19 protein-coding genes are annotated in these 24,102 nt (G+C 71.9%); 15 read left to right on the top strand and 4 right to left on the bottom strand.

The window, feature by feature from the left end:
- Window positions 1-62: 62 nt before the first annotated feature.
- The 4 genes from ACSP97_RS25280 to mutM all read left to right on the top strand — a co-directional run bounded on the left by ACSP97_RS25280 (window position 63) and on the right by mutM (window position 2,670).
- Window positions 63-707 carry a YceD family protein gene (locus ACSP97_RS25280; RefSeq protein ID WP_355151579.1) on the top strand — a complete coding sequence of 215 codons (645 nt, stop codon included), beginning with the start codon at window positions 63-65 and terminating at the stop codon, window positions 705-707.
- A 2-nt stretch (window positions 708-709) separates the two neighbouring features.
- Window positions 710-883: a 50S ribosomal protein L32 gene (gene rpmF / locus ACSP97_RS25285; RefSeq protein ID WP_007493396.1), complete on the top strand. Its 174-nt coding sequence runs from the start codon at window positions 710-712 to the stop codon at window positions 881-883.
- Between the two features lie 8 nt (window positions 884-891).
- Complete coding sequence (gene rnc / locus ACSP97_RS25290; RefSeq protein ID WP_382008940.1) at window positions 892-1,725, top strand: ribonuclease III; 834 nt, start codon at window positions 892-894, stop codon at window positions 1,723-1,725.
- A gap of 84 nt (window positions 1,726-1,809) precedes the next feature.
- On the top strand, window positions 1,810-2,670 hold the full coding sequence (gene mutM / locus ACSP97_RS25295; RefSeq protein ID WP_355151574.1) for a bifunctional DNA-formamidopyrimidine glycosylase/DNA-(apurinic or apyrimidinic site) lyase: 861 nt from the start codon (window positions 1,810-1,812) through the stop codon (window positions 2,668-2,670).
- On the opposite strand, the gene ACSP97_RS25300 is transcribed toward mutM, so the two are convergent.
- A complete protein-coding gene (locus ACSP97_RS25300; RefSeq protein ID WP_355151572.1) occupies window positions 2,643-3,038 on the bottom strand; it encodes a winged helix-turn-helix transcriptional regulator in 396 nt (131 codons plus the stop codon). The two genes, mutM and ACSP97_RS25300, sit on opposite strands and share 28 nt — an antisense overlap.
- A 104-nt stretch (window positions 3,039-3,142) precedes the next feature.
- On the opposite strand from ACSP97_RS25300, the gene ACSP97_RS25305 reads away from it, so the two are divergent.
- On the top strand, window positions 3,143-3,727 hold the full coding sequence (locus ACSP97_RS25305) for a flavodoxin family protein (protein WP_355151570.1): 585 nt from the start codon (window positions 3,143-3,145) through the stop codon (window positions 3,725-3,727).
- A 103-nt stretch (window positions 3,728-3,830) separates the two neighbouring features.
- On the opposite strand, the gene ACSP97_RS25310 is transcribed toward ACSP97_RS25305, so the two are convergent.
- Window positions 3,831-5,150, bottom strand: coding sequence for a CAP domain-containing protein (locus ACSP97_RS25310; RefSeq protein ID WP_440554379.1), 1,320 nt, complete (start codon window positions 5,148-5,150; stop codon window positions 3,831-3,833).
- Between the two features lie 149 nt (window positions 5,151-5,299).
- Here ACSP97_RS25310 and ACSP97_RS25315 point away from each other — a divergent pair, with 149 nt between their 5' ends.
- From ACSP97_RS25315 to ACSP97_RS25330, 4 genes are all read left to right on the top strand, one after another.
- Window positions 5,300-5,581, top strand: a complete 282-nt coding sequence (locus tag ACSP97_RS25315; protein ID WP_070022305.1) for an acylphosphatase — start codon at window positions 5,300-5,302, stop codon at window positions 5,579-5,581.
- A 370-nt stretch (window positions 5,582-5,951) separates the two neighbouring features.
- Complete coding sequence (locus ACSP97_RS25320) at window positions 5,952-6,155, top strand: hypothetical protein (RefSeq protein WP_014675251.1); 204 nt, start codon at window positions 5,952-5,954, stop codon at window positions 6,153-6,155.
- A gap of 252 nt (window positions 6,156-6,407) precedes the next feature.
- Entirely contained in the window at window positions 6,408-10,016 is a 3,609-nt protein-coding gene (gene smc / locus ACSP97_RS25325) for a chromosome segregation protein SMC (RefSeq protein ID WP_440554382.1), read from the top strand.
- A 250-nt stretch (window positions 10,017-10,266) separates the two neighbouring features.
- Complete coding sequence (locus ACSP97_RS25330; protein WP_355151562.1) at window positions 10,267-11,685, top strand: sugar porter family MFS transporter; 1,419 nt, start codon at window positions 10,267-10,269, stop codon at window positions 11,683-11,685.
- Between the two features lie 632 nt (window positions 11,686-12,317).
- Here ACSP97_RS25330 and ACSP97_RS25335 read toward each other — a convergent pair.
- Window positions 12,318-13,769, bottom strand: coding sequence for a cytosine permease (locus ACSP97_RS25335; RefSeq protein ID WP_355528864.1), 1,452 nt, complete (start codon window positions 13,767-13,769; stop codon window positions 12,318-12,320).
- A gap of 171 nt (window positions 13,770-13,940) precedes the next feature.
- Here ACSP97_RS25335 and ftsY point away from each other — a divergent pair, with 171 nt between their 5' ends.
- Window positions 13,941-15,143 (top strand): signal recognition particle-docking protein FtsY, encoded by a 1,203-nt coding sequence (gene ftsY, locus ACSP97_RS25340; RefSeq protein ID WP_355151556.1) that lies wholly within the window; start codon window positions 13,941-13,943, stop codon window positions 15,141-15,143.
- A 93-nt stretch (window positions 15,144-15,236) separates the two neighbouring features.
- Here the strand turns inward: ftsY and ACSP97_RS25345 are convergent, their stop codons facing one another.
- Window positions 15,237-15,899 (bottom strand): bifunctional DNA primase/polymerase, encoded by a 663-nt coding sequence (locus ACSP97_RS25345; protein WP_358296553.1) that lies wholly within the window; start codon window positions 15,897-15,899, stop codon window positions 15,237-15,239.
- A 457-nt stretch (window positions 15,900-16,356) separates the two neighbouring features.
- Between ACSP97_RS25345 and nsdA the strand changes: the two genes are divergently transcribed.
- From nsdA to ffh, 5 genes are all read left to right on the top strand, one after another.
- On the top strand, window positions 16,357-17,832 hold the full coding sequence (gene nsdA, locus ACSP97_RS25350) for a transcriptional repressor NsdA (RefSeq protein ID WP_355151552.1): 1,476 nt from the start codon (window positions 16,357-16,359) through the stop codon (window positions 17,830-17,832).
- A 363-nt stretch (window positions 17,833-18,195) separates the two neighbouring features.
- On the top strand, window positions 18,196-19,578 hold the full coding sequence (locus tag ACSP97_RS25355) for an ammonium transporter (RefSeq protein ID WP_355151550.1): 1,383 nt from the start codon (window positions 18,196-18,198) through the stop codon (window positions 19,576-19,578).
- Window positions 19,575-19,913, top strand: a complete 339-nt coding sequence (locus ACSP97_RS25360; protein ID WP_180329229.1) for a P-II family nitrogen regulator — start codon at window positions 19,575-19,577, stop codon at window positions 19,911-19,913. Before ACSP97_RS25355 ends, ACSP97_RS25360 begins: the two co-directional genes overlap by 4 nt.
- Before the next feature lie 48 nt (window positions 19,914-19,961).
- Complete coding sequence (locus ACSP97_RS25365; RefSeq protein ID WP_382008925.1) at window positions 19,962-22,406, top strand: [protein-PII] uridylyltransferase; 2,445 nt, start codon at window positions 19,962-19,964, stop codon at window positions 22,404-22,406.
- A gap of 97 nt (window positions 22,407-22,503) precedes the next feature.
- Window positions 22,504-24,054 carry a signal recognition particle protein gene (gene ffh / locus ACSP97_RS25370; protein ID WP_070022295.1) on the top strand — a complete coding sequence of 517 codons (1,551 nt, stop codon included), beginning with the start codon at window positions 22,504-22,506 and terminating at the stop codon, window positions 24,052-24,054.
- Window positions 24,055-24,102: the final 48 nt, after the last annotated feature.

Raw genomic sequence — 24,102 nt, forward strand, 5'->3', positions numbered from 1 at the left:
CCGCCGCTGCCCGGAAACACCTACGGGCGGTGTCCCTTCGAGTACGTAGATCGAAAGCAGGAATGGCTTCCAACGCCCGCCTCGACCACCGCAACCCCCTCGTGATCGACACGCACGAGCTGGGTCGGCGTCCTGGTGCGCTGCAGCGCCTGACCCGTGAGATCGACGCCCCCGTGGATCTCGGTATCCCGGGAGTCGTCGGAGTGCCGGAAGGCACCCCGGTGGAACTCGACCTCCGCCTGGAGTCGGTCATGGAAGGGGTGCTTGTCACAGGCACCGCCCGTGCAACGGCCAAGGGGGAGTGCGTAAGGTGTCTGGAGCCGGTCGAGCTGGAGCTCGAAGCGGACTTCCAGGAGATGTTCTCGTACCCTGACGCCGACGACCGGGGCCGCGTGATCGCGGAACCGGGCGACGACGCCGAGGACGACGAGGACAGGCTCTTCATCGAGGACGGCCTGATCGACCTCGAACCTCTGCTGCGCGATGCGGTGGTGCTCGCACTGCCGATGCAGCCGGTGTGCCAGGAAGACTGCCCGGGCCTGTGCTCCGAGTGTGGGGCGCGGCTCGCGGACGACCCGGACCACCACCATGACGCCGTCGACATCCGTTGGGCGGCTTTGCAGGGACTCGCCGACACCATGACGGACGGCGAGAAGGACGAGATGAGCGGCGCCGAAGCGGGCGTCGACGAGAAGCAGGAGAAGTAGCCGTGGCTGTTCCGAAGCGGAAGATGTCGCGCAGCAACACGCGCCACCGCCGGTCGCAGTGGAAGGCTGCGGTCCCCACCCTGGTTGCGTGCGAGCGCTGCCACGAGCCCAAGCTGCAGCACATCGCGTGCCCGTCTTGCGGCACCTACAACAAGCGCCAGGTCCTCGAAGTCTGAGCGGGCTGGTGAGAGGCACTGTGTCCAGTCCGAAGAAGAACACTCCCCGCGCCGGTGGAGGCACGGACAACCAGGCCTCGTCCCACACGCTTCTGGAAGGGCGGCTCGGGTATCAGCTCGAGTCCGCCCTTCTGGTGCGTGCGCTGACCCACCGTTCCTACGCGTACGAGAACGGCGGTCTGCCGACGAACGAGCGGCTGGAGTTCCTCGGGGACTCCGTGCTCGGCCTCGTCGTCACGGACACGCTGTACCGCACCCACCCCGACCTGCCCGAGGGCCAGCTGGCCAAGCTGCGGGCCGCGGTGGTCAACTCGCGTGCGCTGGCGGAGGTGGGGCGCGGCCTCGACCTCGGCGCCTTCATCCGGCTCGGCCGGGGTGAAGAGGGCACGGGCGGCCGGGACAAGGCGTCCATCCTCGCCGACACCCTCGAAGCGGTGATCGGCGCGGTCTATCTCGACCAGGGCCTCGACGCGGCGTCCGAGCTGGTGCACCGGCTCTTCGACCCGCTGATCGAGAAGTCCTCCAACCTGGGCGCCGGCCTGGACTGGAAGACGTCCCTCCAGGAGCTGACCGCGATCGAGGGACTCGGCGTGCCCGAGTACCTGGTCACGGAGACCGGCCCCGACCACGAGAAGACCTTCACTGCTGCCGCCCGCGTCGGAGGCGTCTCGTACGGCACCGGCACCGGCCGCAGCAAGAAGGAGGCGGAGCAGCAGGCCGCCGAGTCCGCCTGGCGGGCCATCAAGGCCGCGGCGGACGAGCGGGCCACGGCGGCGAAGCAGGCCCAGGAGGCCGTCGCGGAAGCCGTCAAGGACGACGACACGTCGTCCGCCACCGCCTGACGAGCACCACACCCGAGCGCCCGCCCCCACCGTTTCGCGAGGGGCGGGCGCTCGGTTCATCCAGCGCTTTCCACGGGGGTTGCGATGCCCGAGTTGCCCGAGGTCGAGGTCGTCCGGCGTGGGCTGGCGCGGTGGGTCGCCCACCGCACCGTCGCCGAGACCGAGGTGCTGCACCCGCGTGCCGTGCGCCGGCACGTGGCCGGCGGCGAGGACTTCGCGCAGCGGCTCAAGGGGCACCACATCGGCGAGCCCAGCCGGCGCGGCAAGTACCTGTGGCTGCCGTTGGAGGAGACCAACCAGTCGGTGCTCGCGCACCTCGGCATGAGCGGGCAGCTGCTGGTGCAGCCGCACGAGGCGCCGGACGAGAAGCATCTGCGCATCCGCGTCCGGTTCGCCGACTCGCTCGGCACCGAACTGCGCTTCGTGGACCAACGCACCTTCGGCGGGCTGTCGTTGCACGACAACACCCCCGAGGGCCTGCCCGACGTCATCGCGCACATCGCCCGCGACCCCCTCGACCCGCTGTTCGACGACGAGGCCTTCCACCAGGCCCTGCGCCGCAAGCGGACCACCGTCAAACGGGCCCTGCTGGACCAGTCGTTGATCAGCGGCGTCGGCAACATCTACGCGGACGAGGCGCTTTGGCGCGCCCGCATCCACTACGAGCGCCCGACCGCCAACTTCACCCGCCCGGTCACCGCCGAACTCCTCGGCCACGTCCGGGACGTGATGAACGCGGCCCTCGCCGTCGGCGGCACCAGCTTCGACAGCCTGTACGTGAACGTCAACGGCGAGTCGGGCTACTTCGACCGTTCCCTGGACGCCTACGGCCGCGAGGGCGAGCCCTGCAACCGCTGCGGCACCCCCATCCGGCGCCGCCCCTGGATGAACCGCTCCAGCTACTTCTGCCCGAAGTGTCAGCGGGCGCCGCGCGCCTCGTCGTAACGCCCGCGGGCCGCCAGCACCTCGTCCATGGAGCCCTCCACGGACTCGATGAGCGCGAGGAGCCGGCCGGCGATCTCGCGGCCCAGCGGAGTCAGCTCGTAGTCCACGCGGGGCGGGTTGGTCGGCTGGGCCTCGCGGTGCACCAGTCCGTCCCGCTCCAGCGCGTGCAGGGTCTGGGACAGCATCTTCTCGCTCACCCCGTCGACGCGGCGGCGCAGCTCGTTGAAGCGCAGTGAGCCCTCGTGCAGCGCGCCGAGCGTCAGCGCGCCCCAGCGGCCGGTGACGTGCTCCAGCGTGCCCCGGGACGGGCAGGCCTTGGCGAAGACGTTGTAGGCGAGCTCTTCGTGCTCCTCGGAACAGGCGGTCATACCCCAAGGGTACGCGTCCGCAGCGCTCACCGCTGGGTTGCACTAACTTCCGGTTAGTGCTTTCATTTCCACACCGTTACTGAGCTGCCCTCCCGAGGAGAGTCATGACCGCCCCTGTCGTTTCCATCGCCTACCACTCCGGTTACGGCCACACCGCCGTCCTCGCCGAGGCCGTCCGCGCCGGTGCCGCGGAGGCCGGTGCGGAGGTGCACCTGATCAAGGTGGACGAGATCACCGAGGAGGACTGGGGGACGCTGGACCGCTCCGACGCGATCGTCTTCGGCTCGCCCACCTACATGGGCACCGCCTCCGGCGCCTTCCACGGCTTCGCCGAAGCGACCTCCTCGCGCTGGGCCGGGCAGGACTGGCAGGACAAGCTGGCCGCGGGCTTCACCAACTCCGGCTCCAAGAGCGGCGACAAGCTGCACACCCTGCAGTTCTTCCAGATCCTCGCCGCCCAGCACGGCATGCACTGGGTGAACCTGGGCCTGCTCCCGGGCTGGAACTCCAGCACCGCCTCCGAGAACGACCTCAACCGCCTCGGCATCTTCGCCGGCGCCGGCGCCCAGACCAACACGGACCAGGGCCCGGAGGGCGTGCACAAGGCGGACATAGCCACGGCCGAGCACCTCGGGCGCCGGGTGACGCGGACGGCGCTGACGTTCGCGCGGGGTCGCGCCGCCGCGTGAACGGGGACCTCGGCGGCCTGGGGGCCTCACCGGCCTTGGGGGGCCGCCGGGGTCCGCCCTTCGGGGGTCACCGAGGTTCGCGGGCCCCGGTCGCCCCGGGGGCTCAGGAGCCGAACTCCTCGGTCCACCACGGTCCGCCCGGGCCGTAGTGCACACCGACGCCGAGGGTCTTGACGTCGCGGTTCAGGATGGCGGCGCGGTTGCCGGGGTCGGCCATCCACGCCTTCACCACGGCCTTCGGGTCCGCCGGGCCGCGGGCGATGTTCTCACCGACGAGGCCGGTGACGCCGGCCGCCGCCGCCCGGTCCCAGGGCGACCTGCCGCCGGGGTCGGTGTGGCCGAAGAAGCCCCGCGTCGCCATGTCGTCGCTGAACGCCTCGGCCAGCCTCGTCAGCGAGGAGTTCGCGGACAGCGCGCCCAGGCCCGCCTTCGCCCGCTCGTCGTTGACCAGCTTCAGCACCTCGGCCTCGGCGGCGGCCCGTGCCGACACCGTGATCACGGGAGCGGCCGGCGCGGGGGCCTTGGTCCTCGTCGTACGACGGGACGGGCGGGGCTTCGCGGACGAGGAGGAGGGCGACGGGGTGGCCGCGGGGCCGGTCCTCGGCGCCGTGGTGTCCGGGGCGGTGGTCTCCGGGGCGTCGCTCTTCGACGCGCGGGGCTTTGGAGCGGTGGGCTTCGGAGCGGTGGTCTTCGGAGCGGTGGTCTTCGTGCCGGGCTGCCCGGACGGTGACGCCGACGCCGCCGGTTTCGACTCGGGCGGCGGGACGACCGGCTTCGTCGCGGGCGCGGGCCTCGACGGGGAGGCCGGGGCGGACTTCGCCGGTGCCGGGGACGAGGACGGCTCGGGGGCGGCGGGGGACTGCGGCCGTACGGCGCCCCCGCCGGACGTCGCGCCGCCGATGCCGGTGCGCGCGCCGCCGGACGTACCGCCCTGTGCGGCGGCCGTGTTGCCGGGGGAGTTCGCGACCGCGGTCCGGCCCCCGGTGGTGTGGACGCTGTCCCCGGCCCGGTAGCCGTCGAAGCCCGGGACCACGCCCGCGGCCACGGCACCGGCGCCCAGGGCGACGGCCACGGACAGCCCGAGCAGGGCCACGCTCACCGAACGGCCGGCGCCCTTTCGGCGCGACGCGTCCCGGGGCGCGTCGGTACCGGTTCCGGACGCCTCCGGTCCCGCGTCCGCCGTCGCCGAGCCCTCCGCCGCGAAGAGATACGCCTCGGCCTTGGCCTTCGCCTCCGCGTAGGCCTCCGGGTCCGGATGGGCACCCATCGGGATCGGCACCGTGTCCGAGGACGGGGACGAGGGAGAGGACGCGGGCGGGACCGGGTGCGAGGAGGGGGACGGGAACCCGCCCCCGGCGGCGGAGCCCTGCGTGGCGTCGCCCTCCCCGGCGCGGCCGGCGTCCGAGCGTCGGTGGCGTCCCATGTCCTGGTCCTCTTCCTCGTACGTCCTTACGGGCATCCCAATCCACTCGATCGAGTGAGTTTCGTATGAGATGAGCCAAAAGCGGACGGTACCCCATGCCACCCGGAGGCGATGTGTGCCGGACGACACCGGCCGGTTAGGTTGCCCCCATGAGCGAGGATGTTCGACTGGTGGCCTGGGTGCGAGGACACGTGCAGGGCGTGGGATTTCGCTGGTTCACGCGTGCCAAGGCGCTGGAGATCGGCGGCCTGAGTGGTTTTGCTCTCAATCTGGCGGACGGCCGGGTCCAGGTCGTCGCCGAGGGCGCGCGCGAGGGCTGCGAGGGACTGCTCGACTGGCTCCAGGGCGACGACACGCCCGGCCGCGTCGACGGTGTCACCGAGATCTGGGACACACCTCGCGGCGGCTACGACGGCTTCGCGGTCCGCTGAGCCGGAGCCGCGCGGCCGCGGCGCGACCACCCCGGGCGGTGCCCGCCGGGAGCGGAAACGGCCTGGTGGTTGCCAAGAAGGGCGCGGCGTGGCAGGCTCCCGGGGTACAGCTGATCGCTGAGCCCCGAGGGCCCGGGTGACTCGCAGCGCCGCCGCATTTCCCGGCCGCGCGCCCCGGTTCGCCCCCAATACGGGGTGTGATCGTGTTGACCGTCAAACTTTTTGGTGAGACTCTGAAAGCCCCGCGCACCTTAGCTGTTTGGCATCGAGCAACAGCAGAGCAACACGGATGTGCCAAGCACCGCGGGTGCGAAATCCCTCACGACCCACACCGCATCGGTCGGTCACTCAGTGTGGAGGACCATCCATCATGGCAAAGGCGCTTCTCGGTTACGTCGGCGGCTCCGACCCTCGACTCCTCGCCGAGATGCGACGGCTGCAGCAGCGCGTCCAGGACCTGGAGTCCGAGCTGGTCAGGATCCAGGCGGAGAACGAAGCGCTGACGGCTGCCGCCTCTCAGGACAGGATCATGGAGAGCATCGACGCACACCAGGCGGAGCCTGCGCTCACCTGATCGCTGCATCAGCTCCACAACAGCAGTCGCAGCGGCCAGGGTGCCCGTAACAACCGCTCAGCCGATCGGACGGCAGGCACCAAGGCCGTCCCCTCAGAATCGCAAGGGACGCTTCGGCGTCCCTTCTTTCTTACCCCCGCGCATCCTTTCACCTTCTTCAACAACTGGTGTGCCCTGCATGTACACCGGTGAAACCGCGGGCTTGCGAGGGTTCATGGAGTGAGATAGCGGCGGCCGGTAGAGTCCAGCGGCGTGCACCTCAAGGCCCTGACCCTGCGCGGCTTCAAGTCGTTCGCCTCCGCGACCACGCTCCGCTTCGAACCCGGGATCACGTGCGTCGTCGGGCCCAACGGCTCGGGCAAGTCCAACGTGGTGGACGCACTGAGCTGGGTCATGGGCGAGCAGGGCGCCAAGTCGCTGCGCGGCGGAAAGATGGAGGACGTCATCTTCGCCGGCACCACCGGCCGCCCCCCGCTGGGCCGTGCCGAGGTGTCGCTGACCATCGACAACTCCGACGGGGCGCTGCCCATCGAGTACGCCGAGGTCACCATCACGCGGATCATGTTCCGCAACGGCGGCAGCGAGTACCAGATCAACGGCGACACCTGCCGCCTCCTGGACATCCAGGAACTCCTCTCCGACTCCGGCATCGGCCGCGAGATGCACGTCATCGTCGGCCAGGGCCAGCTCGACTCCGTGCTGCACGCCGACCCCATGGGCCGCCGCGCCTTCATCGAGGAGGCGGCCGGCGTCCTCAAGCACCGCAAGCGCAAGGAGAAGGCGCTGCGGAAGCTGGACGCGATGCAGGCCAACCTCGCCCGCGTCCAGGACCTCACCGACGAACTGCGCCGCCAGCTCAAGCCGCTCGGCCGGCAGGCGGCGGTGGCCCGGCGGGCCGCCGTCATCCAGGCCGAGCTGCGCGACGCCCGGCTGCGGCTGCTCGCCGACGACCTCGTACGACTGCGCGCCGCGCTCAACGCCGAGATCGCCGACGAGGCCGCCCTCAAGGAACGCAAGGAGAGCGCCGAGCAGGAGCTGAAGAAGGCCCTGCACCGCGAGTCCCTCCTGGAGGACGAGGTGCGGCGGCTCGCCCCGCGCCTCCAGCGCGCCCAGCAGACCTGGTACGAGCTGTCCCAGCTGGCCGAGCGGGTGCGCGGCACGATCTCGCTGGCCGAGGCCCGGGTCAAGAGCGCCACCTCCGCGCCGCCCGAGGAGCGCCGCGGCCGCGATCCCGAGGACCTGGAACGCGAGGCCGCCCGCGTCCGCGAGCAGGAGGCCGAACTGGAGGCCGCCCTGGAAGCGGCCCGGCACGCCCTGGACGACACGGTCGCCCACCGCGCCGAACTGGAGCGGGAACTGGCCGTCGAGGAGCGCCGGCTCAAGGACGTGGCCCGCGCCATCGCCGACCGCCGCGAGGGTCTGGCCCGGCTGCACGGACAGGTCAACGCGGCCCGCTCGCGCGCCGCCTCCGCCCAGGCCGAGATCGACCGGCTCGCCACGGCCCGCGACGAGGCCCGGGAGCGCGCCGTGCGGGCGCAGCAGGAGTACGAGGCGCTCCAGGCCGAGGTCGACGGACTTGACGCCGACGACACCGAACTGGCCGAACGGCACGAGGCCGCCAAACGGCAGCTGGCCGCCGCCGAGGCCGCCCTGACCACGGCCCGCGAGTCGGCCACCGCCGCCGAACGCCGTCGTGCCGCCACCCAGGCCCGCCACGAGGCGCTGGCCCTCGGGCTGCGCCGCAAGGACGGCACCGGCACCCTGCTGGACGCCCGGCTCACCGGCGTCCTGGGCCCGGCCGCCGAACTGCTGACCGTCACCCCCGGCTACGAGATCCCGCTGGCGGCGGCCTTCGGGGCCGCGGCCGACGCCGTCGCCGTGACCGACCCGGCCTCCGCGGCGGACGCCATCCGCCTCCTGCGCAAGCAGGACGGGGGCCGGGCGGCCCTGCTCCTCGCCGGCCCGCCGCAGGCGCCCCGCACCGACGCGGAGCCGTGCCCGGCATGCAGCCGCCGCGGCGCGGGCGGGCCCGGCGACGACGAATCCGCGCCCGGCGCACGGGCGATCCCCGCCGGAACACTGGTCCGCGCCCCCGACGACCTGATGCCGGCCGTCCACCGGCTCCTGAACGGCATCGTCGTGGTCGACACCCTCGAAGCCGCCGAGGACCTGGTCCGCGCCCACCCCCACCTCACCGCCGTCACCACCGAAGGCGACCTGCTGGGCGCCCACTTCGCGCAGGGCGGCTCGGCCGGCGCCCCCAGCCTGCTGGAGGTCCAGGCGTCCGTGGACGAGGCCGTGGCGGAACTGGCGGAGCTGGAGGTCCGCTGCGCGGAACTGGCCGGGGAACAGCACGCGGCGGCCGAGCGCCGTACCGAGGCCGCGGCCCTCGCCGAAGAGCTGAGCGAACGCCGCCGGGCCGCCGACCGGCAGAAGTCCTCCACCGCCCAGCAGCTCGGCCGGCTCGCCGGTCAGGCACGCGCCGCGGCCGGGGAGGCCGAGCGTTCCGCCGCCGCTGCCGCGCGGGCGCAGGAGGCGCTGGACCAGGCCGTACAGGAGGCCGAGGAACTGGCGGAGCGGCTGGCGGTCGCCGAGGAGATGCCAGTCGAGGAGGAGCCCGACACCTCCGCGCGCGACCGGCTCGCCATCGACGGCGCCAACGCCCGCCAGACCGAGATGGAGGCCCGCCTCCAGGTCCGTACCCACGAGGAGCGGGTCAAGGGGCTCGCCGGGCGGGCCGACTCGCTCGACCGGGCCGCCCGCACGGAACGCGAGGCACGGGCACGGGCCGAGCAGCGCAGGGCTCGGCTGCGGCACGAGGCGGCCGTCGCCCAGGCGGTCGCCGACGGCGCCCGCACCCTGCTCGCGCACGTCGAGGTCTCCCTCGCCCGCGCCGACCGGGAGCGCACCGCCGCCGAGGCCGCCAAGGCGCGGCGCGAGCAGGAACTGGCCGCCGCCCGCACCGCCGGACGCGAACTGAAGGCGGAACTCGACAAGTTGACGGATTCAGTACACCGCGGCGAGGTACTCGGCGCCGAGAAACGGCTGCGGATCGAGCAGCTGGAGACCAAGGCGCTGGAGGAACTGGGTGTCGAGCCGGCGGGGCTTGAGGCGGAGTACGGGCCGAGCCGGCCCGTGCCGCCCTCGCCCCCCGCCGACGGCGAGCGGCTGCCGGAGGACCCGGACGACCCGCGCAACCGGCCGCGCCCCTTCGTACGGGCCGAGCAGGAGAAGCGGCTCAAGGCGGCCGAGCGGGCGTACCAGCAGCTCGGCAAGGTCAATCCGCTGGCGTTGGAGGAGTTCGCGGCACTGGAGGAGCGGCACAAGTTCCTCAGCGAGCAGCTGGAGGACCTGAAGAAGACCCGCGCCGATCTGCTCCAGGTGGTGAAGGAGGTCGACGAACGGGTCGAGCAGGTCTTCACCGAGGCCTACCGGGACACCGCCCGCGAGTTCGAGGGGGTCTTCGCCCGTCTGTTCCCCGGCGGCGAGGGCCGGCTCGTGCTCACGGACCCGGACGACATGCTCACCACGGGCGTCGACGTGGAGGCGCGCCCGCCGGGCAAGAAGGTCAAGCGGCTGTCCCTGCTCTCCGGCGGCGAGCGGTCGCTGACCGCTGTCGCGCTGCTGGTGTCGATCTTCAAGGCCCGGCCGAGCCCCTTCTACGTCATGGACGAGGTCGAGGCGGCCCTGGACGACACCAACCTCCAGCGGCTGATCCGGATCATGCAGGAGTTGCAGGAGGCCTCGCAGCTCATCGTGATCACGCACCAGAAGCGCACCATGGAGGTGGCGGACGCGCTGTACGGCGTCTCGATGCAGGGCGACGGTGTGTCGAAGGTCATCTCGCAGCGCCTTCGCTGACCCCGGTTCAAGATCCATTCGGTAGCAGAGCTGGGGCCACCCCACTCCTCGTTCACTTATTGAACACGGAGTGAGGTGATCTATCTACAAACTCACAGCCGTTCCCCTATTGACTTCGAAAGTTGAAGACATAGTCTCTGCAACGTTGCTTTTTTCCTTCAGGTGTAAGTGACGCCAACGTGTGCGCCACTGGAGACCTGGAAGGGCTCACCCCACCCCGGCAGCGTTGCCGTGGCCCGAGGAGTTTCACGTGACCAGCACAGCGCAGGCACCTCAGTCAGGAGCCGGGACGGCTCATCCCGAACATCTCGGGCATGTCATCTTCATCGCGGCCGCCGCCGCCATGGGCGGCTTCCTCTTCGGCTACGACAGCTCCGTCATCAACGGCGCCGTCGAGGCCATCCGTGACCGTTACGACATCGGCCCCGCCGCGCTCGCCCAGGTCATCGCCATCGCCCTGATCGGCTGTGCCATCGGCGCCGCCACCGCGGGCCGGATAGCCGACCGGATCGGCCGTATCCGCTGCATGCAGATCGCGGCCGTGCTGTTCACGATCAGCGCCGTCGGTTCCGCGCTGCCCTTCGCGCTGTGGGACCTCGCCTTCTGGCGCATCATCGGCGGCTTCGCCATCGGCATGGCCTCCGTCATCGGCCCCGCCTACATCGCCGAGGTCGCCCCGCCCGCCTACCGCGGCCGGCTCGGCTCCTTCCAGCAGGCCGCGATCGTGGTCGGCATCGCCATCTCCCAGCTGGTCAACTGGGGCCTGCTCAACGCGGCCGGCGGCAACCAGCGCGGCCACCTCATGGGCCTGGAGGCCTGGCAGGTCATGCTGGGCGTCATGGTGATCCCGGCGATCCTCTACGGCATGCTGTCGCTCGCCATCCCGGAGTCCCCGCGCTTCCTGCTGTCCGTCGGCAAGCGTGAGCGCGCCAAGGAGATCCTGGCCGAGGTCGAGGGCAAGAACACCGACCTGGACAAGCGCGTCGCCGAGATCGAGCACGCGATGAAGAGCGAGCACCGCTCCACCTTCAAGGACCTGCTCGGCGGCGGCTTCTTCTTCAAGCCGATCGTCTGGGTCGGCATCGGGCTGTCGGTCTTCCAGCAGTTCGTCGGCATCAACGTCGCGTTCTACTACTCCTCGACGCTGTGGCAGTCGGTGGGCGTCGACCCGACGCAGTCGTTCTTCTACTCCTTCACCACGTCCATCATCAACATCGTCGGCACCGTGATCGCGATGATCTTCGTGGACCGCATCGGCCGCAAGCCGCTCGCGCTCATCGGCTCCGCCGGTATGGCGGTCGGCCTGGCCCTGGAGGCCTGGGCGTTCTCCTACCACCTGGTCGACGGCAAGCTGCCCGCCACCCAGGGCTGGGTCGCCCTGATCGCGGCGCACGTCTTCGTCCTCTTCTTCGCCCTGTCCTGGGGTGTGGTCGTCTGGGTCATGCTCGGCGAGATGTTCCCGAACAAGATCCGTGCCGCCGCCCTGGGCGTGGCCGCCGCCGCGCAGTGGATCGCCAACTGGGCGATCACCGCGAGCTTCCCGTCGCTGGCCGACTGGAACCTGTCCGTCACGTACGTCATCTACACGGTGTTCGCGGCCCTCTCCATCCCGTTCGTCCTGAAGTTCGTCAAGGAGACGAAGGGCAAGTCCCTGGAGGAGATGGGCTGAGAACGGCCCCCTCGGACCCGAGGAGAAGGGCCCAAGACCCCGCTGCCCCTCTCCTCGCATCTCCCTCCGCCCCCGGTACGGCCACGCCGTCCGGGGGCGGAGGCGTTTCCCGGCACGGCCCACCGGGGCCAGGGCGTCCGTGCCGCACCGCCGAGTGGATGCCGGACGCCGGCGGGAAGGCGTGGGCGCGGGCCTCGTGCAAAGGGGAGTGCGGCCAGGTGTGCAGGACATGGGGAGTGCGGCTTGGTGCAAGGGTGCGGGATGAGCCGTACCCGGCGGCCCTGACCGACGAACTCCTCGCCGGCCCGCGCCGTCGGCAGCGTCCGCGGCAGTTCGTCCTGGAGCCGGCCCCGCGCGCGAAGGCGTACTCCTGAGGCCGGCACCCGAGCGGCCGGTCGCCCGCCGCTCCGTGGTGCTCCTCGGTCTGCACGATGCCGCCGCGGTGCGCGCCCGCGTACCCGTGCCGGGCATGACGAAGTCCCCCTCCGTACGGCGTGGGGAGGGGGACGGAGTGTGACGCCTCGTCGGGTCGCCACGGCGGGACGGAGCCGTGTCCCGGCCGGGTGAACACCCGCGCCGGCTCGGGCGGCGCGGACCCCGGGTGCCGTGGGCGTCCCGGGTCCGGACCGTCGTCAGACCGCCGTCGGGGCCGGTTCGGGCCGGTCGGAGGGGAGGTGGGACCGCGTGGCCACCGGGGGCTTGGGCAGGGCCAGGTACAGCGCGGCCGAGATCACGATCGTGGCCACCCAGCCCAGGCCGTACTCGCCGATGACGTTGTTCTTCGCCAGCGGGCCGGTGAACCAGTCCGAGGTGGTGAACAGCAGGCCCGCGACCAGGCCGATCGCCCAGGAGGCCACGGCGGCGGGGGAGAAGCCGCCCCTGTACCAGTAGGCGCTGGCGCGGGTCGTGTCGGCCATGGCCCCGCCGTCGTACTCCGTACGGCGCAGCATGTCCGCGCCGAACACGCCGACCCATGCCGAGAACGCGACCGCCAACAGCGACAGGAAGGCGATGAAGGAGCCCATGAAGCTCGTCGCCACCAGCATCAGCACCCCGCCGAACACCAGTGAGATCACCGCGTTGACCGACACCGCCCAGTGCCGCGGCACCTTGAACCCGAGGGTCTGCGCGGTGAAGCCCGCCGAGTACATCGACATCGAGTTGATCAGCAGCATGCCCACCAGCGCGATGAACAGGTACGGCACCGCGATCCACGTCGGCAGGATCTTGCCGAGGAAGGACACCGGGTCGGCGGCCGAGGCCAGGTCCGGCGTGGACACCGCCATCACCGCGCCCATCAGCACCATCGGCAGCACGACCACACCGGCGCCGCCGACCGCCGTGCCCACGATCGCCTTCGAGGAGGCCGTGCGCGGCAGGTAGCGGGTGAAGTCCGGGGCCGTCGGGATCCAGCTGACGCCACCGGCCGCGATCATGCCGATGCCGGTGATCACCGAGGCCGTCGAACCGGCGCTGTGGTGCGCGACCCGCGCCCAGTCCGTCTTCACCGCCAGGTACACCAGCACCAGCACCGAGAAGACGCCGAAGAAATACGTCGCGTACTTGTTGCACTTCTGCACGGCGTTGATGCCGAGCCCCGAGATCGCGAACGTCGCCACGACGAACGCCAGCAGGGTCACCATGTCCAGCACGCTGTTCGCCTTGATGCCGAACAGGATGTCCAGGATGGTGAGCATGGCGTAGGCGCCGGTCACCGCGTTGATCGTCTCCCAGCCCCAGCGCGCCACCCAGATCAGCGACCCCGGCAGCAGATTGCCCCGCTGCCCGAACACCGCGCGCGACAGCGCCATGCCCGGCGCCCCGCCCCGCTTGCCCGCGATGCCGATCAGACCGACGAGGCCGTACGACACGACGGGCGCCGCCACCGCGACGACCAGCGCCTGCCAGATGTTCAGGTGGTACGCCACGACGAGGCTCGCGCCCATCGTCAGCAGCAGCACGCTGATGTTGGCGCCGACCCAGGTGGGGAACAGCTCACGGGTCCGGCCGGTCCGCTCGTGATCGGGGACCTGCTCGATGCCACGGGTCTCGAGAGCGCCTTCGGTCTCGACGGTTTTGCTCATGGGGGAGGGCCTACACAAGTGGAGGGAAGTGGGACGGTCGGACTCTACGCGCGTCAACGGAGCCGGGACCATCGTACTTTGCTCCGACTCCTCGCTTTACGTGGCGTTTGTCTCTCGGAGGAAGTCACAAGCCCGGTGACGGAGTACCCCATGGCCGATACTGGACGCGTTATGGAAACCGTCATCCTTGCTGTAGTCATCGCCGTGGTCGTGCTCGGCGCGCTCGGCGGGCTGATCGTGGGCACCCGACGCCGGAAGTCGCTGCCCCCGCCGCCCCCGAAGGCGCCCGACATCACCGCGCCCCCGGCCGAGCCGCACGTCGGCGAAGAGGCCGAGACGCCGCGCGACGAACCGCGCCGGACGATCGAGGAGGTGGATCTCCCAGGCGGCCCCCCGGTCGTCGTAGAAGAGCCTCCCGCCCCCGTCGAGGCTCCCGAGATCGAGATCCCGGAGCCCACCGCGGGCCGGCTGGTCCGGCTCCGCACCCGCCTGTCCCGCTCCCAGAACGCCCTCGGCAAGGGACTGCTCACGCTGCTGTCGCGCGAGCACCTGGACGAGGACACCTGGGAGGAGATCGAGGACACCCTGCTCACCGCCGACGTCGGTGTGCAGCCCACCCAGGAACTGGTCGAGAGCCTGCGCCAGCGCGTCAAGGTGCTCGGCACCCGCACCCCCGCGGAGCTGCGCGGCCTGCTCCGCGAGGAGCTGCTCAAGCTGGTCGGCACCGATGCCGACCGCACCGTGAGGACCGAGCCCGCCGACCGCAAGCCCGGCATCGTGATGGTCGTCGGGGTCAACGGCACCGGCAAGACCACCACCACCGGCAAGCTCGCCCGTGTCCTGGTCGCCGACGGCCGCAGCGTGGTGCTCGGCGCCGCCGACACCTTCCGTGCCGCCGCCGCCGACCAGCTCCAGACCTGGGGCGAGCGGGTCGGCGCCTACACCGTGCGCGGTCCGGAGGGCGGCGACCCCGCCTCCGTGGCCTTCGACGCGGTCAAGGAAGGCAAGGAGATGGGGGTAGACGTCGTCCTCATCGACACCGCCGGACGGCTGCACACCAAGACCGGCCTGATGGACGAGCTGGGCAAGGTCAAGCGCGTGGTCGAGAAGCACGCGCCGCTGGACGAGGTGCTGCTGGTCCTGGACGCCACCACCGGCCAGAACGGTCTGGTGCAGGCCCGGGTGTTCGCCGAGGTCGTGGACATCACCGGCATCGTGCTGACCAAGCTGGACGGCACCGCCAAGGGCGGCATCGTGGTGGCGGTCCAGCGCGAGCTGGGCGTCCCGGTCAAGCTGATCGGGCTCGGCGAGGGCGCGGACGATCTGGCGCCGTTCGAGCCGGAGGCGTTCGTGGACGCGCTGATCGGAGACTGACCGTAGCCGCGTTACCATCCCCCGAGAAGAAGTGCCCGCCCTCAAGGTGCAGTTGAGGACGGGCACTTCGCTTTTCCGGCGCCGCCGGGGCGCTCAGTCCCGCGCCCGCGAACGGTGTGCCACGTACGCCAGCGTGCCCAGCAGCAGCCGGGCCGCCGGGGGGCGGGTCGCGCAGTCCAGCGCGGGCGGGCGCAGCCAGCGCACCGGGCCCAGGCCGCCCCGGTCGGAGGGCGGGGCGGTGATGAACGTACCGGGGCCGAGGCCGCGCAGGTCCAGGGCGCGCGGGTCGTCCCAGCCCATGCGGTAGAGCAGCCGGGGCAGCTCGGCGGCGGCGCCGGCCGCCACGAAGAAGTGGGCGCGGCCCTCGGGGGTGACGGCCACCGGACCGAGCGGCAGGCCCATCCGCTCCAGCCGGACCAGCGCCCGGCGCCCGGCCTGCTCGCACACCTCCACGACGTCGAAGGCGCGGCCCACCGGCAGCAGGATGGAGGCGCCCGGGAACTCAGCCCAGGCCTTGGTCACCTCGTCCAGGGTGGCGCCGGCCGGCACCTCGGGCGCGAACTCCAGCGGGTGCGCGCCCGGTTCGGGACATCCGGGGTGCCCGCAGGAGCAGACGCCCGCCGCGGCCCTCGCCCCCGGCACCACGTCCCAGCCCCACAGACCGGTGAACTCGGCGACGGTGGTGCACTCCGCGGCCCGGCCACGCCGACGCGCGCCGGAGCGGATCTCGCGAATGCCGCCGATCGTGAAGCCCATGCCCCCTCCAACGGGTCCGGCGCGCCGGTGGTTACGACACGGAACGAGACGGAAGCGGAACGTAACGCTACGGCTCCGCCTTCCCTCCGGGTCAGGGGGCCAAGGTGGCGCCTTGAAGCGCGTCGGGTGGTGCACCGGAATGCATGCGCCCCTGCGTGCGCCACTCCGCCTACTTCCGTTCGTCCTATGTCAAGTGAATCGTGTGTGGCGGGCCGTGAGTTCACTTGAAGGGGTGGCGAATGGTGGCGTTTCTGTGATCCCCGTGGCCCAGCCGGTGATCGTGGGATTACTGTGAGTACGCAGAAGCCTCGGGCACATGCGTCCGTGGGTATGCCGGAGGCATTTCGGCGGCCCGTTCGAAGGGTGAGAACCGCGAGACGGCGGACCGTATTCACCGGCATTCTGATAAGGCTTGGCGCACTCAGCGGCAAGAGGTCTCGGGAATGGGGGCGTTCCATTGGGCGGCAACGGCGGTAGTGGGGCGAACGCTGACAAGCGCCCCAATGAGCTGCTCGGCTCGTGGTTCGTGCGCAGTGGCTGGTCCAAGGGCGAGCTGGCCCGCCAAGTGAACCGCAGGGCCCGCCAGTTGGGCGCCAACCACATCTCCACCGACACCTCCCGCGTGCGCCGCTGGCTGGACGGCGAGAACCCGCGCGAACCGATCCCGCGCATCCTCTCCGAGCTGTTCTCCGAGCGCTTCGGGTGCGTGGTCTCCATCGAGGACCTGGGCCTGCGCGCCGCCCGGCCCTCGCCCTCCACGTCCAGCGTCGACCTGCCCTGGACCGGCCCGCAGACCGTCGCCCTGCTCGGCGAGTTCTCCCGCAGCGACCTGATGCTCGCCCGGCGCGGCTTCCTCGGCAGCTCCCTGGCCCTGTCCGCGGGCCCCTCCCTGATCGAGCCCATGCAGCGCTGGCTGGTGCCCACCCCCGGCACCCCCGCCGTGCCCGAGCCCGACTCCCCGCTCGACTCCCGCAGGCCCGGCCGCCTGTCCAAGCCGGAGCTGGAGCTGCTGGAGTCGACCACCCGGATGTTCCGCCAGTGGGACGCCCAGTGCGGTGGCGGCCTGCGCCGCAAGGCCGTCGTCGGCCAGCTGCACGAGGTCACCGACCTGCTCCAGGAGCCCCAGCCCGGAGCCACCACCCGCAAGCTCTTCAAGGTCGCCGCCGAACTCGCCGAACTGGCCGGCTGGATGTCGTACGACGTCGGCCTCCAGCCCACCGCGCAGAAGTACTTCGTCCTCGCCCTGCACGCCGCCAAGGAGGCGGGCGACCGGCCGCTCGGCTCGTACATCCTCTCCAGCATGAGCCGCCAGATGATCCACCTGGGCCGGCCCGACGACGCCCTGGAACTGATCCACCTCGCCCAGTACGGCAGCCGCGACTGCGCGAGCCCGCGCACCCAGGCGATGCTGTATGCGATGGAGGCCCGCGCCTACGCCAACATGGGCCAGCCCGGCCGGACCAAGCGCGCGGTCCGGATGGCCGAGGACACCTTCGCCGAGGCCGAGGAGTGGGATGAGCCGGACCCCGACTGGATCCGCTTCTTCTCCGAGGCCGAGCTGTACGCGGAGAACTCGCACTCCTTCCGCGACCTCGCCTATGTCGCCGGGCGCAGCCCCACCTACGCCTCCCTCGCCGAGCCGCTGATGCGGCGGGCGGTGGAACTGTTCGCCAAGGACGGCGAGCACCAGCGGTCGTACGCGCTCAACCTGATCGGCATGGCCACCGTGCACCTGCTCCGGGGCGAGCCCGAGGCCGGCACGGAGTACGCCTCGCGGGCCATGACCGTGGCCAAGAAGGTCCGCTCCGAACGGGTGAACAACCGTATCCGAAAGACGGTCGACACGGCCGTGCGCGACCACGGCGACCTCGCCGCCGTGGTCGACCTGACCGAACAGCTCGCCGTCGACCTCCCGGACGCCGAGGCCGTCTGACCCCGGCGCCCCCCGAACCCCGGCCGCGGCCGGACCTCCCGAACCGCCCGACTCGGCTCCCCCAACGCCAGGTCATCGAGAGGTCCGCGCCGCGGCCGGCCTGTGAGCGCCGGGGCCGCCGCGCGCCCGCCCGCCACCGGCCCGTCGACGCCCGGCGCCGCCGCGACCACGCCCGGTGACCCGGACCCGCCCTTCACCCACGCGTAACACACAGGACGCCTTCGTCACCCCCGTGAAACACCGAGGCGCTCCCGTCGAAACCGCGCTGCGTCAGTCTCTGGCGCATAACCGGCCCACCCCTCGCCCGACCGGAGCGCGGCGACACCACCCGCGCGGGCCGACCCACACGACGAGGAGACGCCGATGGCCCCAGCCATCATGCTCGCGGCGGACGCCCCCAAGCTGTCGGCCGCCAACACCGGCTTCATGCTCATCGCATCAGCCCTGGTCCTGCTCATGACCCCGGGCCTCGCCTTCTTCTACGGCGGCATGGTCCGCGTCAAGAGCACCCTGAACATGCTGATGATGAGCTTCATCAGCATGGGTGTCGTCACCATCCTGTGGGTGCTCTACGGCTTCTCGATGAGCTTCGGCACGGACCACGGCTCCCTGATCGGCTGGTCCTCCGACTTCGTCGGCTGGACCGGCATAGGAAAGACCGACCTGTGGCCGGGCTACACCATCCCGGTCTTCGTCTTCGCCGTGTTCCAGATGATGTTCGCGATCATCACACCGGCCCTGATCAGCGGCGCCCTCGCCGACCGGGTGCGGTTCAGCGCCTGGACGATCTTCCTGGTGCTGTGGGTCACCCTCGTCTACTTCCCGGTGGCCCACTGGGTCTGGGGCACCGGCGGCTGGGCCTTCAAGCTCGGCGTGATCGACTTCGCCGGCGGTACGGCGGTGCACATCAACGCCGGTGCCGCGGCCCTCGGCGTCATCCTCGTCATCGGCAAGCGCGTCGGCTTCAAGAAGGACCCGATGCGCCCGCACAGCCTGCCGCTGGTCATGCTCGGCGCCGGCCTGCTGTGGTTCGGCTGGTTCGGCTTCAACGCCGGGTCCTGGCTCGGCAACGACGACGGCGTCGGCCCGCTGATGTTCGTCAACACCCAGATCGCCACCGCCGCCGCCATGCTCGCCTGGCTCGGCTACGAGAAGATCCGGCACGGCGCCTGCACCTCCCTCGGCGCGGCCTCCGGCGCGGTCGCGGGCCTTGTCGCCATCACCCCCTCCGGCGGCGCGGTCACCCCGCTCGGCGCGATCGCCGTCGGCGCCATCGCCGGTGTCGCCTGCGCCTCGGCCGTCGGTCTGAAGTTCCGCTTCGGCTACGACGACTCCCTGGACGTCGTCGGCGTCCACATGGTCGGCGGCATCATCGGCTCCCTGCTGATCGGCTTCTTCGCCAGCGGCAAGGGCCAGTCCACCGCCACCGGCGTCTTCTACGGCGACCACTCCTTCACCCAGCTGTGGAAGCAGTGCGCCGGAGTCGGCGGGGTGCTCGCCTACTCTCTGATCGTCTCCGCCGTCCTCGCCTTCCTCCTCGACAAGACCCTCGGCATGCGGGTCACCCAGGACGAGGAGGTCTCCGGCATCGACCGCGCCCAGCACGCCGAGACCGCCTACGACTTCAGCGGTGCCGGCGGCGGCGTCCTCGGCTCCGCCGTCCCGGCCGGCGCGGGCAGCGGGAAGCAGACCGACAACCCGACCGGGCAGCAGACCGGCAAGCAGACCAGGAAGGTGGACGCATGAAGCTCATCACGGCCGTCGTCAAGCCCTACCGGCTCGACGAGATCAAGGAGGCCCTCCAGGCCTTCGGCGTCCACGGACTGACGATCACCGAGGCCAGCGGCTACGGGCGGCAGCGGGGCCACACCGAGGTCTACCGCGGGGCGGAGTACACCGTCGACCTGGTGCCCAAGATCCGCATCGAGGTGCTGACCGAGGACGACGACGCCGAACAGCTGATCGAGACCCTCGTCAAGGCGGCCCGGACCGGCAAGATCGGCGACGGCAAGGTCTGGTCGGTCCCGGTCGAGACGGCCGTACGGGTGCGCACCGGCGAGCGCGGCCCGGACGCGCTCTGAGACGGCAGCTGGCCACGGGAAACGGGAGGCGCTGTGACGGGTGACGGGATGCGGACACGGGCCGAGGGCACCGGACCCGGCGGTTACGCGGCGGCACGGCTGCGCCTCCTCACCGAGGGGGCGCACCCCGGGCCCGCGCGCCGCGCCGCCCTCGCCGGACTGACCGACGACTGGCTCGCCGCCCTCTTCACCGGCGGGGCCGGCCAGGCCCGGGGCGTCAGCCTCGTCGCCGTCGGCGGCTACGGCCGCGGCGAGCTGTCCCCGCGCAGCGACCTCGACCTCCTGCTGCTGCACGACGGCTCCGACGCGGCCGCGGTCGCGGCCCTCGCCGACCACCTCTGGTACCCGGTCTGGGACCTCGGCCTCGCCCTCGACCACTCCGTGCGCACCCTCGCCGAGGCCCGCAGGACGGCCGGCGAGGACCTGAAGGTCCAGCTCGGCCTGCTGGACGCCCGCCACCTCGCCGGCGACGACGCCCTGACCGCCGGGCTGCGCACCGCCGTCCTCGCCGACTGGCGCGACCAGGCCCCACGGCGGCTGCCCGAACTCCGGGAGCTGTGCGACGAACGGGCCGAGCGGCACGGCGAGTTGAGGTACCTCCTCGAACCCGACCTCAAGGAGGCCAGGGGCGGGCTGCGCGACGCCACCGCGCTGCGCGCCGTCGCCGCCTCCTGGCTCGCCGACGCCCCGCGCGAGGGCCTGGCCGAGGCCCGCCGGAGCCTGCTCGACGTGCGCGACGCGCTCCACCTGGCCACCGGCCGCGCCACCGACCGGCTCGCGCTCCAGGAACAGGACGAGGTCGCCGCCGGGCTGGGCCTGCTCGACGCGGACACCCTGCTGCGGCAGGTCTACGAGGCCGCGCGGGTCGTCTCGTACGCCGGTGACGTCACTTGGCGCGAAGTGGGGCGCGTGCTGCGTTCACGCTCCGTCCGTCCGCGCCTGCGCGCCATGCTGGGCGGGAAGCCGGCCGCCGAGCGCTCCCCGCTGGCCGAGGGCGTGGTCGAACAGGACGGCGAGGTGGTGCTCGCCCGTGCCGCGCGCCCCGAGCGCGACCCCGTGCTCCCGCTGCGCGCCGCGGCCGCCGCCGCACAGGCCGGCCTCCCGCTCTCCCCGCATGCCGTACGCCGCCTGGCCACCGCCCGCCCGCTGCCCACGCCCTGGCCCGCCGAGGCCCGCGAGCTGCTGGTCACCCTGCTCGGCTCCGGCCGCCCCACCGTCGACGTCTGGGAGGCCCTGGAGGCGGAGGGCCTGATCAGCAGGCTGCTGCCGGACTGGGAACGGGTCCGCTGCCGCCCCCAGCGCAACGCCGTCCACGTCTGGACCGTCGACCGGCACCTGATCGAGACCGCTGTCCGCGCCGCCGCGCTCACCCGGCACGTCGGCCGCCCCGACCTGCTCCTGGTCGCCGCCCTGCTGCACGACATGGGCAAGGGCTGGCCCGGCGACCACTCGGTGGCCGGCGAGATCATCGCCAAGGACGTGGCCGCCCGGATCGGCTTCGACCCCGCCGACACCGCCGTACTGGCCACACTGGTCCGCCACCATCTCCTGCTGGTCGACACCGCCACCCGCCGTGACCTGGACGATCCCGCCACCGTCCGCTCGGTCGCCGAGGCGGTCGGCAGCCAGGCCACCCTGGAACTGCTGGCCGCCCTCACCGAGGCGGACGCCCTCGCCACCGGACCGGCCGCCTGGTCCTCCTGGCGCGGCTCCCTGGTCGCCGACCTGGTCCGCCGCGTCGCCGCCCTGCTCGCCGGCGACGTACCGGACGAGCCCGCGCCCGCCGCCCCCACCGCCGAACAGGAACGGCTGGCCGTCGAGGCATTCCGCACCGGCGGCCCGGTCCTCGCCCTGCGCGCCCGCACCGAGCCGCTCCCCGCCGAGGAACCGCCCGGCGCGCCCGAACCGCTCGGTGTCGAGCTGCTCATCGCCGTACCCGACCAGGCCGCGGTGCTGCCCGCGGTCGCCGGGGTGCTCGCCATGCACCGGCTCACCGTGCGCACCGCCGAACTGCGCACCCTGCGACTGCCCGAATGGGCCAAAGACGGCGACGACGACGGCGCGGTGCTGCTGCTCGACTGGCGGGTGGCCGCCGAGTACGGCTCGCTGCCCGAGGCGACCCGCCTGCGCGCCGACCTGGTCCGCGCCCTCGACGGCTCCCTGGACATCGCCGGCCGCCTCGCCGAACGGGACGCCGCCTATCCGAGGCGCCGCGGTCCCGCGGCCCCGCCGCCCCGGGTCGGCGTGGCGCCCGCCGCCTCCCACCACGCCACCGTGATCGAGGTCCGCGCCCAGGACGCGCCCGGCCTGCTGCACCGCATCGGCACCGCCCTGGAGAAGGCGGGCGTCCGCGTGCGCAGCATGCACGTGAGCACGCTGGGCGCCAACGCGGTCGACGCCTTCTACGTCACGACCGGCACGGGCGAGCCGCTGCCGGCGGCGGACGCGGGGACGGTCGCGCGGGGGCTGGAGGAGGCCCTGCGCCCGGGGTGACGCACGCCGAATGCGGCGGGCGGGGACTGATGCCCTGCCGGGCCGGATACCCTGGAGGGCAGCCCAGACCACTCCGACCCCGAGGACCGACGCCACCGTGTTCGATACCCTCTCCGACCGCCTCAGCGCGACTTTCAAAAACCTCCGCGGCAAGGGCAGGTTGTCCGAGGCGGACATCGACGCCACGGCACGCGAGATCCGCATCGCGCTCCTCGAAGCGGACGTGGCCCTTCCTGTCGTGCGCACGTTCATCAAGAACGTCAAGGAGCGCGCGCTCGGCGCCGAGGTCTCCAAGGCGCTGAACCCCGCCCAGCAGGTCCTGAAGATCGTCAACGACGAGCTCGTGACCATCCTCGGCGGCGAGACCCGCCGCCTGCGCTTCGCCAAGCAGCCGCCCACCGTGATCATGCTCGCGGGTCTCCAGGGTGCCGGTAAGACCACCCTCGCGGGCAAGCTCGGCCGCTGGCTCAAGGAGCAGGGCCACTCCCCGCTGCTGGTCGCCTGTGACCTCCAGCGGCCCAACGCGGTCAACCAGCTCAGCGTCGTCGCCGAGCGCGCGGGCGTGGCCGTCTACGCCCCGGAGCCGGGCAACGGCGTCGGCGACCCGGTGAAGGTCGCCAAGGACTCCATCGAGTTCGCGAAGTCCAAGGTCCACGACATCGTGATCGTGGACACCGCCGGCCGTCTCGGCATCGACCAGGAGATGATGCAGCAGGCCGCGGACATCCGCGACGCCGTCTCCCCGGACGAGATCCTCTTCGTCGTCGATGCGATGATCGGTCAGGACGCGGTCAACACCGCCGAGGCCTTCCGCGACGGCGTCGGTTTCGACGGCGTGGTGCTGTCCAAGCTCGACGGCGACGCCCGCGGCGGTGCCGCCCTGTCGATCCGGCAGATCACCGGCAAGCCGATCATGTTCGCGTCGAACGGCGAGAAGCTGGACGACTTCGACGCGTTCCACCCGGACCGGATGGCCTCCCGCATCCTCGACATGGGTGACCTGCTCACCCTGATCGAGCAGGCGGAGAAGACCTTCAGCCAGGAAGAGGCCGCCAAGATGGCCTCGAAGCTGGCGTCCAAGAAGGGCCAGGACTTCACCCTGGACGACTTCCTGGCCCAGATGGAGCAGGTCCGCAAGATGGGCTCCATCTCCAAGCTGCTCGGCATGCTCCCGGGCATGGGCCAGATCAAGGAGCAGATCCAGAACATCGACGAGCGCGACGTCGACCGCACCGCGGCGATCATCAAGTCGATGACCCCGGGCGAGCGCCAGGACCCGACGATCATCAACGGCTCCCGCCGCGCCCGTATCGCCAAGGGCTCCGGTGTCGAGGTCAGCGCCGTGAAGAACCTGGTCGAGCGGTTCTTCGAGGCCCGCAAGATGATGTCCCGGATGGCCCAGGGCGGCGGCATGCCGGGCATGCCGGGCATCCCGGGCATGGGCGGCGGCCCCGGCCGGCAGAAGAAGCAGCAGAAGAAGGCCAAGGGCAAGCAGCGCTCCGGCAACCCGATGAAGCGCAAGCAGCAGGAGCTGGAGGAGGCCCAGCGCCGCGAAGCCGCCGCGCAGGGCGGGAACGCGTTCGGGCTGCCCCAGCAGGGCGGCCAGGAGTTCGAGCTGCCGGACGAGTTCAAGAAGTTCATGGGCTGACGGCCGTACGGCCCCGAAGGGCGCCCCCTCGCACGAGGGGGCGCCCTT

It is taken from the genome of Streptomyces sp. SCPE 10 (genome assembly GCF_051980735.1).
Classification (GTDB): Bacteria; Actinomycetota; Actinomycetes; order Streptomycetales; family Streptomycetaceae; genus Streptomyces; species Streptomyces misionensis.

Coding starts and splice junctions, on each gene's coding strand:
- ACSP97_RS25315 (WP_070022305.1), top strand. CDS start 5,300: ATGAGCGAGGATGTTCGACTGGTGGCCTGGGTGCGAGGACACGTGCAG.
- ACSP97_RS25335 (WP_355528864.1), bottom strand. CDS start 13,769: ATGAGCAAAACCGTCGAGACCGAAGGCGCTCTCGAGACCCGTGGCATC.
- ACSP97_RS25320 (WP_014675251.1), top strand. CDS start 5,952: ATGGCAAAGGCGCTTCTCGGTTACGTCGGCGGCTCCGACCCTCGACTC.
- mutM (WP_355151574.1), top strand. CDS start 1,810: ATGCCCGAGTTGCCCGAGGTCGAGGTCGTCCGGCGTGGGCTGGCGCGG.
- ACSP97_RS25300 (WP_355151572.1), bottom strand. CDS start 3,038: ATGACCGCCTGTTCCGAGGAGCACGAAGAGCTCGCCTACAACGTCTTC.
- ACSP97_RS25365 (WP_382008925.1), top strand. CDS start 19,962: ATGCGGACACGGGCCGAGGGCACCGGACCCGGCGGTTACGCGGCGGCA.
- ACSP97_RS25280 (WP_355151579.1), top strand. CDS start 63: ATGGCTTCCAACGCCCGCCTCGACCACCGCAACCCCCTCGTGATCGAC.
- ACSP97_RS25310 (WP_440554379.1), bottom strand. CDS start 5,150: ATGGGACGCCACCGACGCTCGGACGCCGGCCGCGCCGGGGAGGGCGAC.
- ACSP97_RS25305 (WP_355151570.1), top strand. CDS start 3,143: ATGACCGCCCCTGTCGTTTCCATCGCCTACCACTCCGGTTACGGCCAC.
- ftsY (WP_355151556.1), top strand. CDS start 13,941: ATGGAAACCGTCATCCTTGCTGTAGTCATCGCCGTGGTCGTGCTCGGC.
- ACSP97_RS25355 (WP_355151550.1), top strand. CDS start 18,196: ATGGCCCCAGCCATCATGCTCGCGGCGGACGCCCCCAAGCTGTCGGCC.
- ACSP97_RS25345 (WP_358296553.1), bottom strand. CDS start 15,899: ATGGGCTTCACGATCGGCGGCATTCGCGAGATCCGCTCCGGCGCGCGT.
- ACSP97_RS25360 (WP_180329229.1), top strand. CDS start 19,575: ATGAAGCTCATCACGGCCGTCGTCAAGCCCTACCGGCTCGACGAGATC.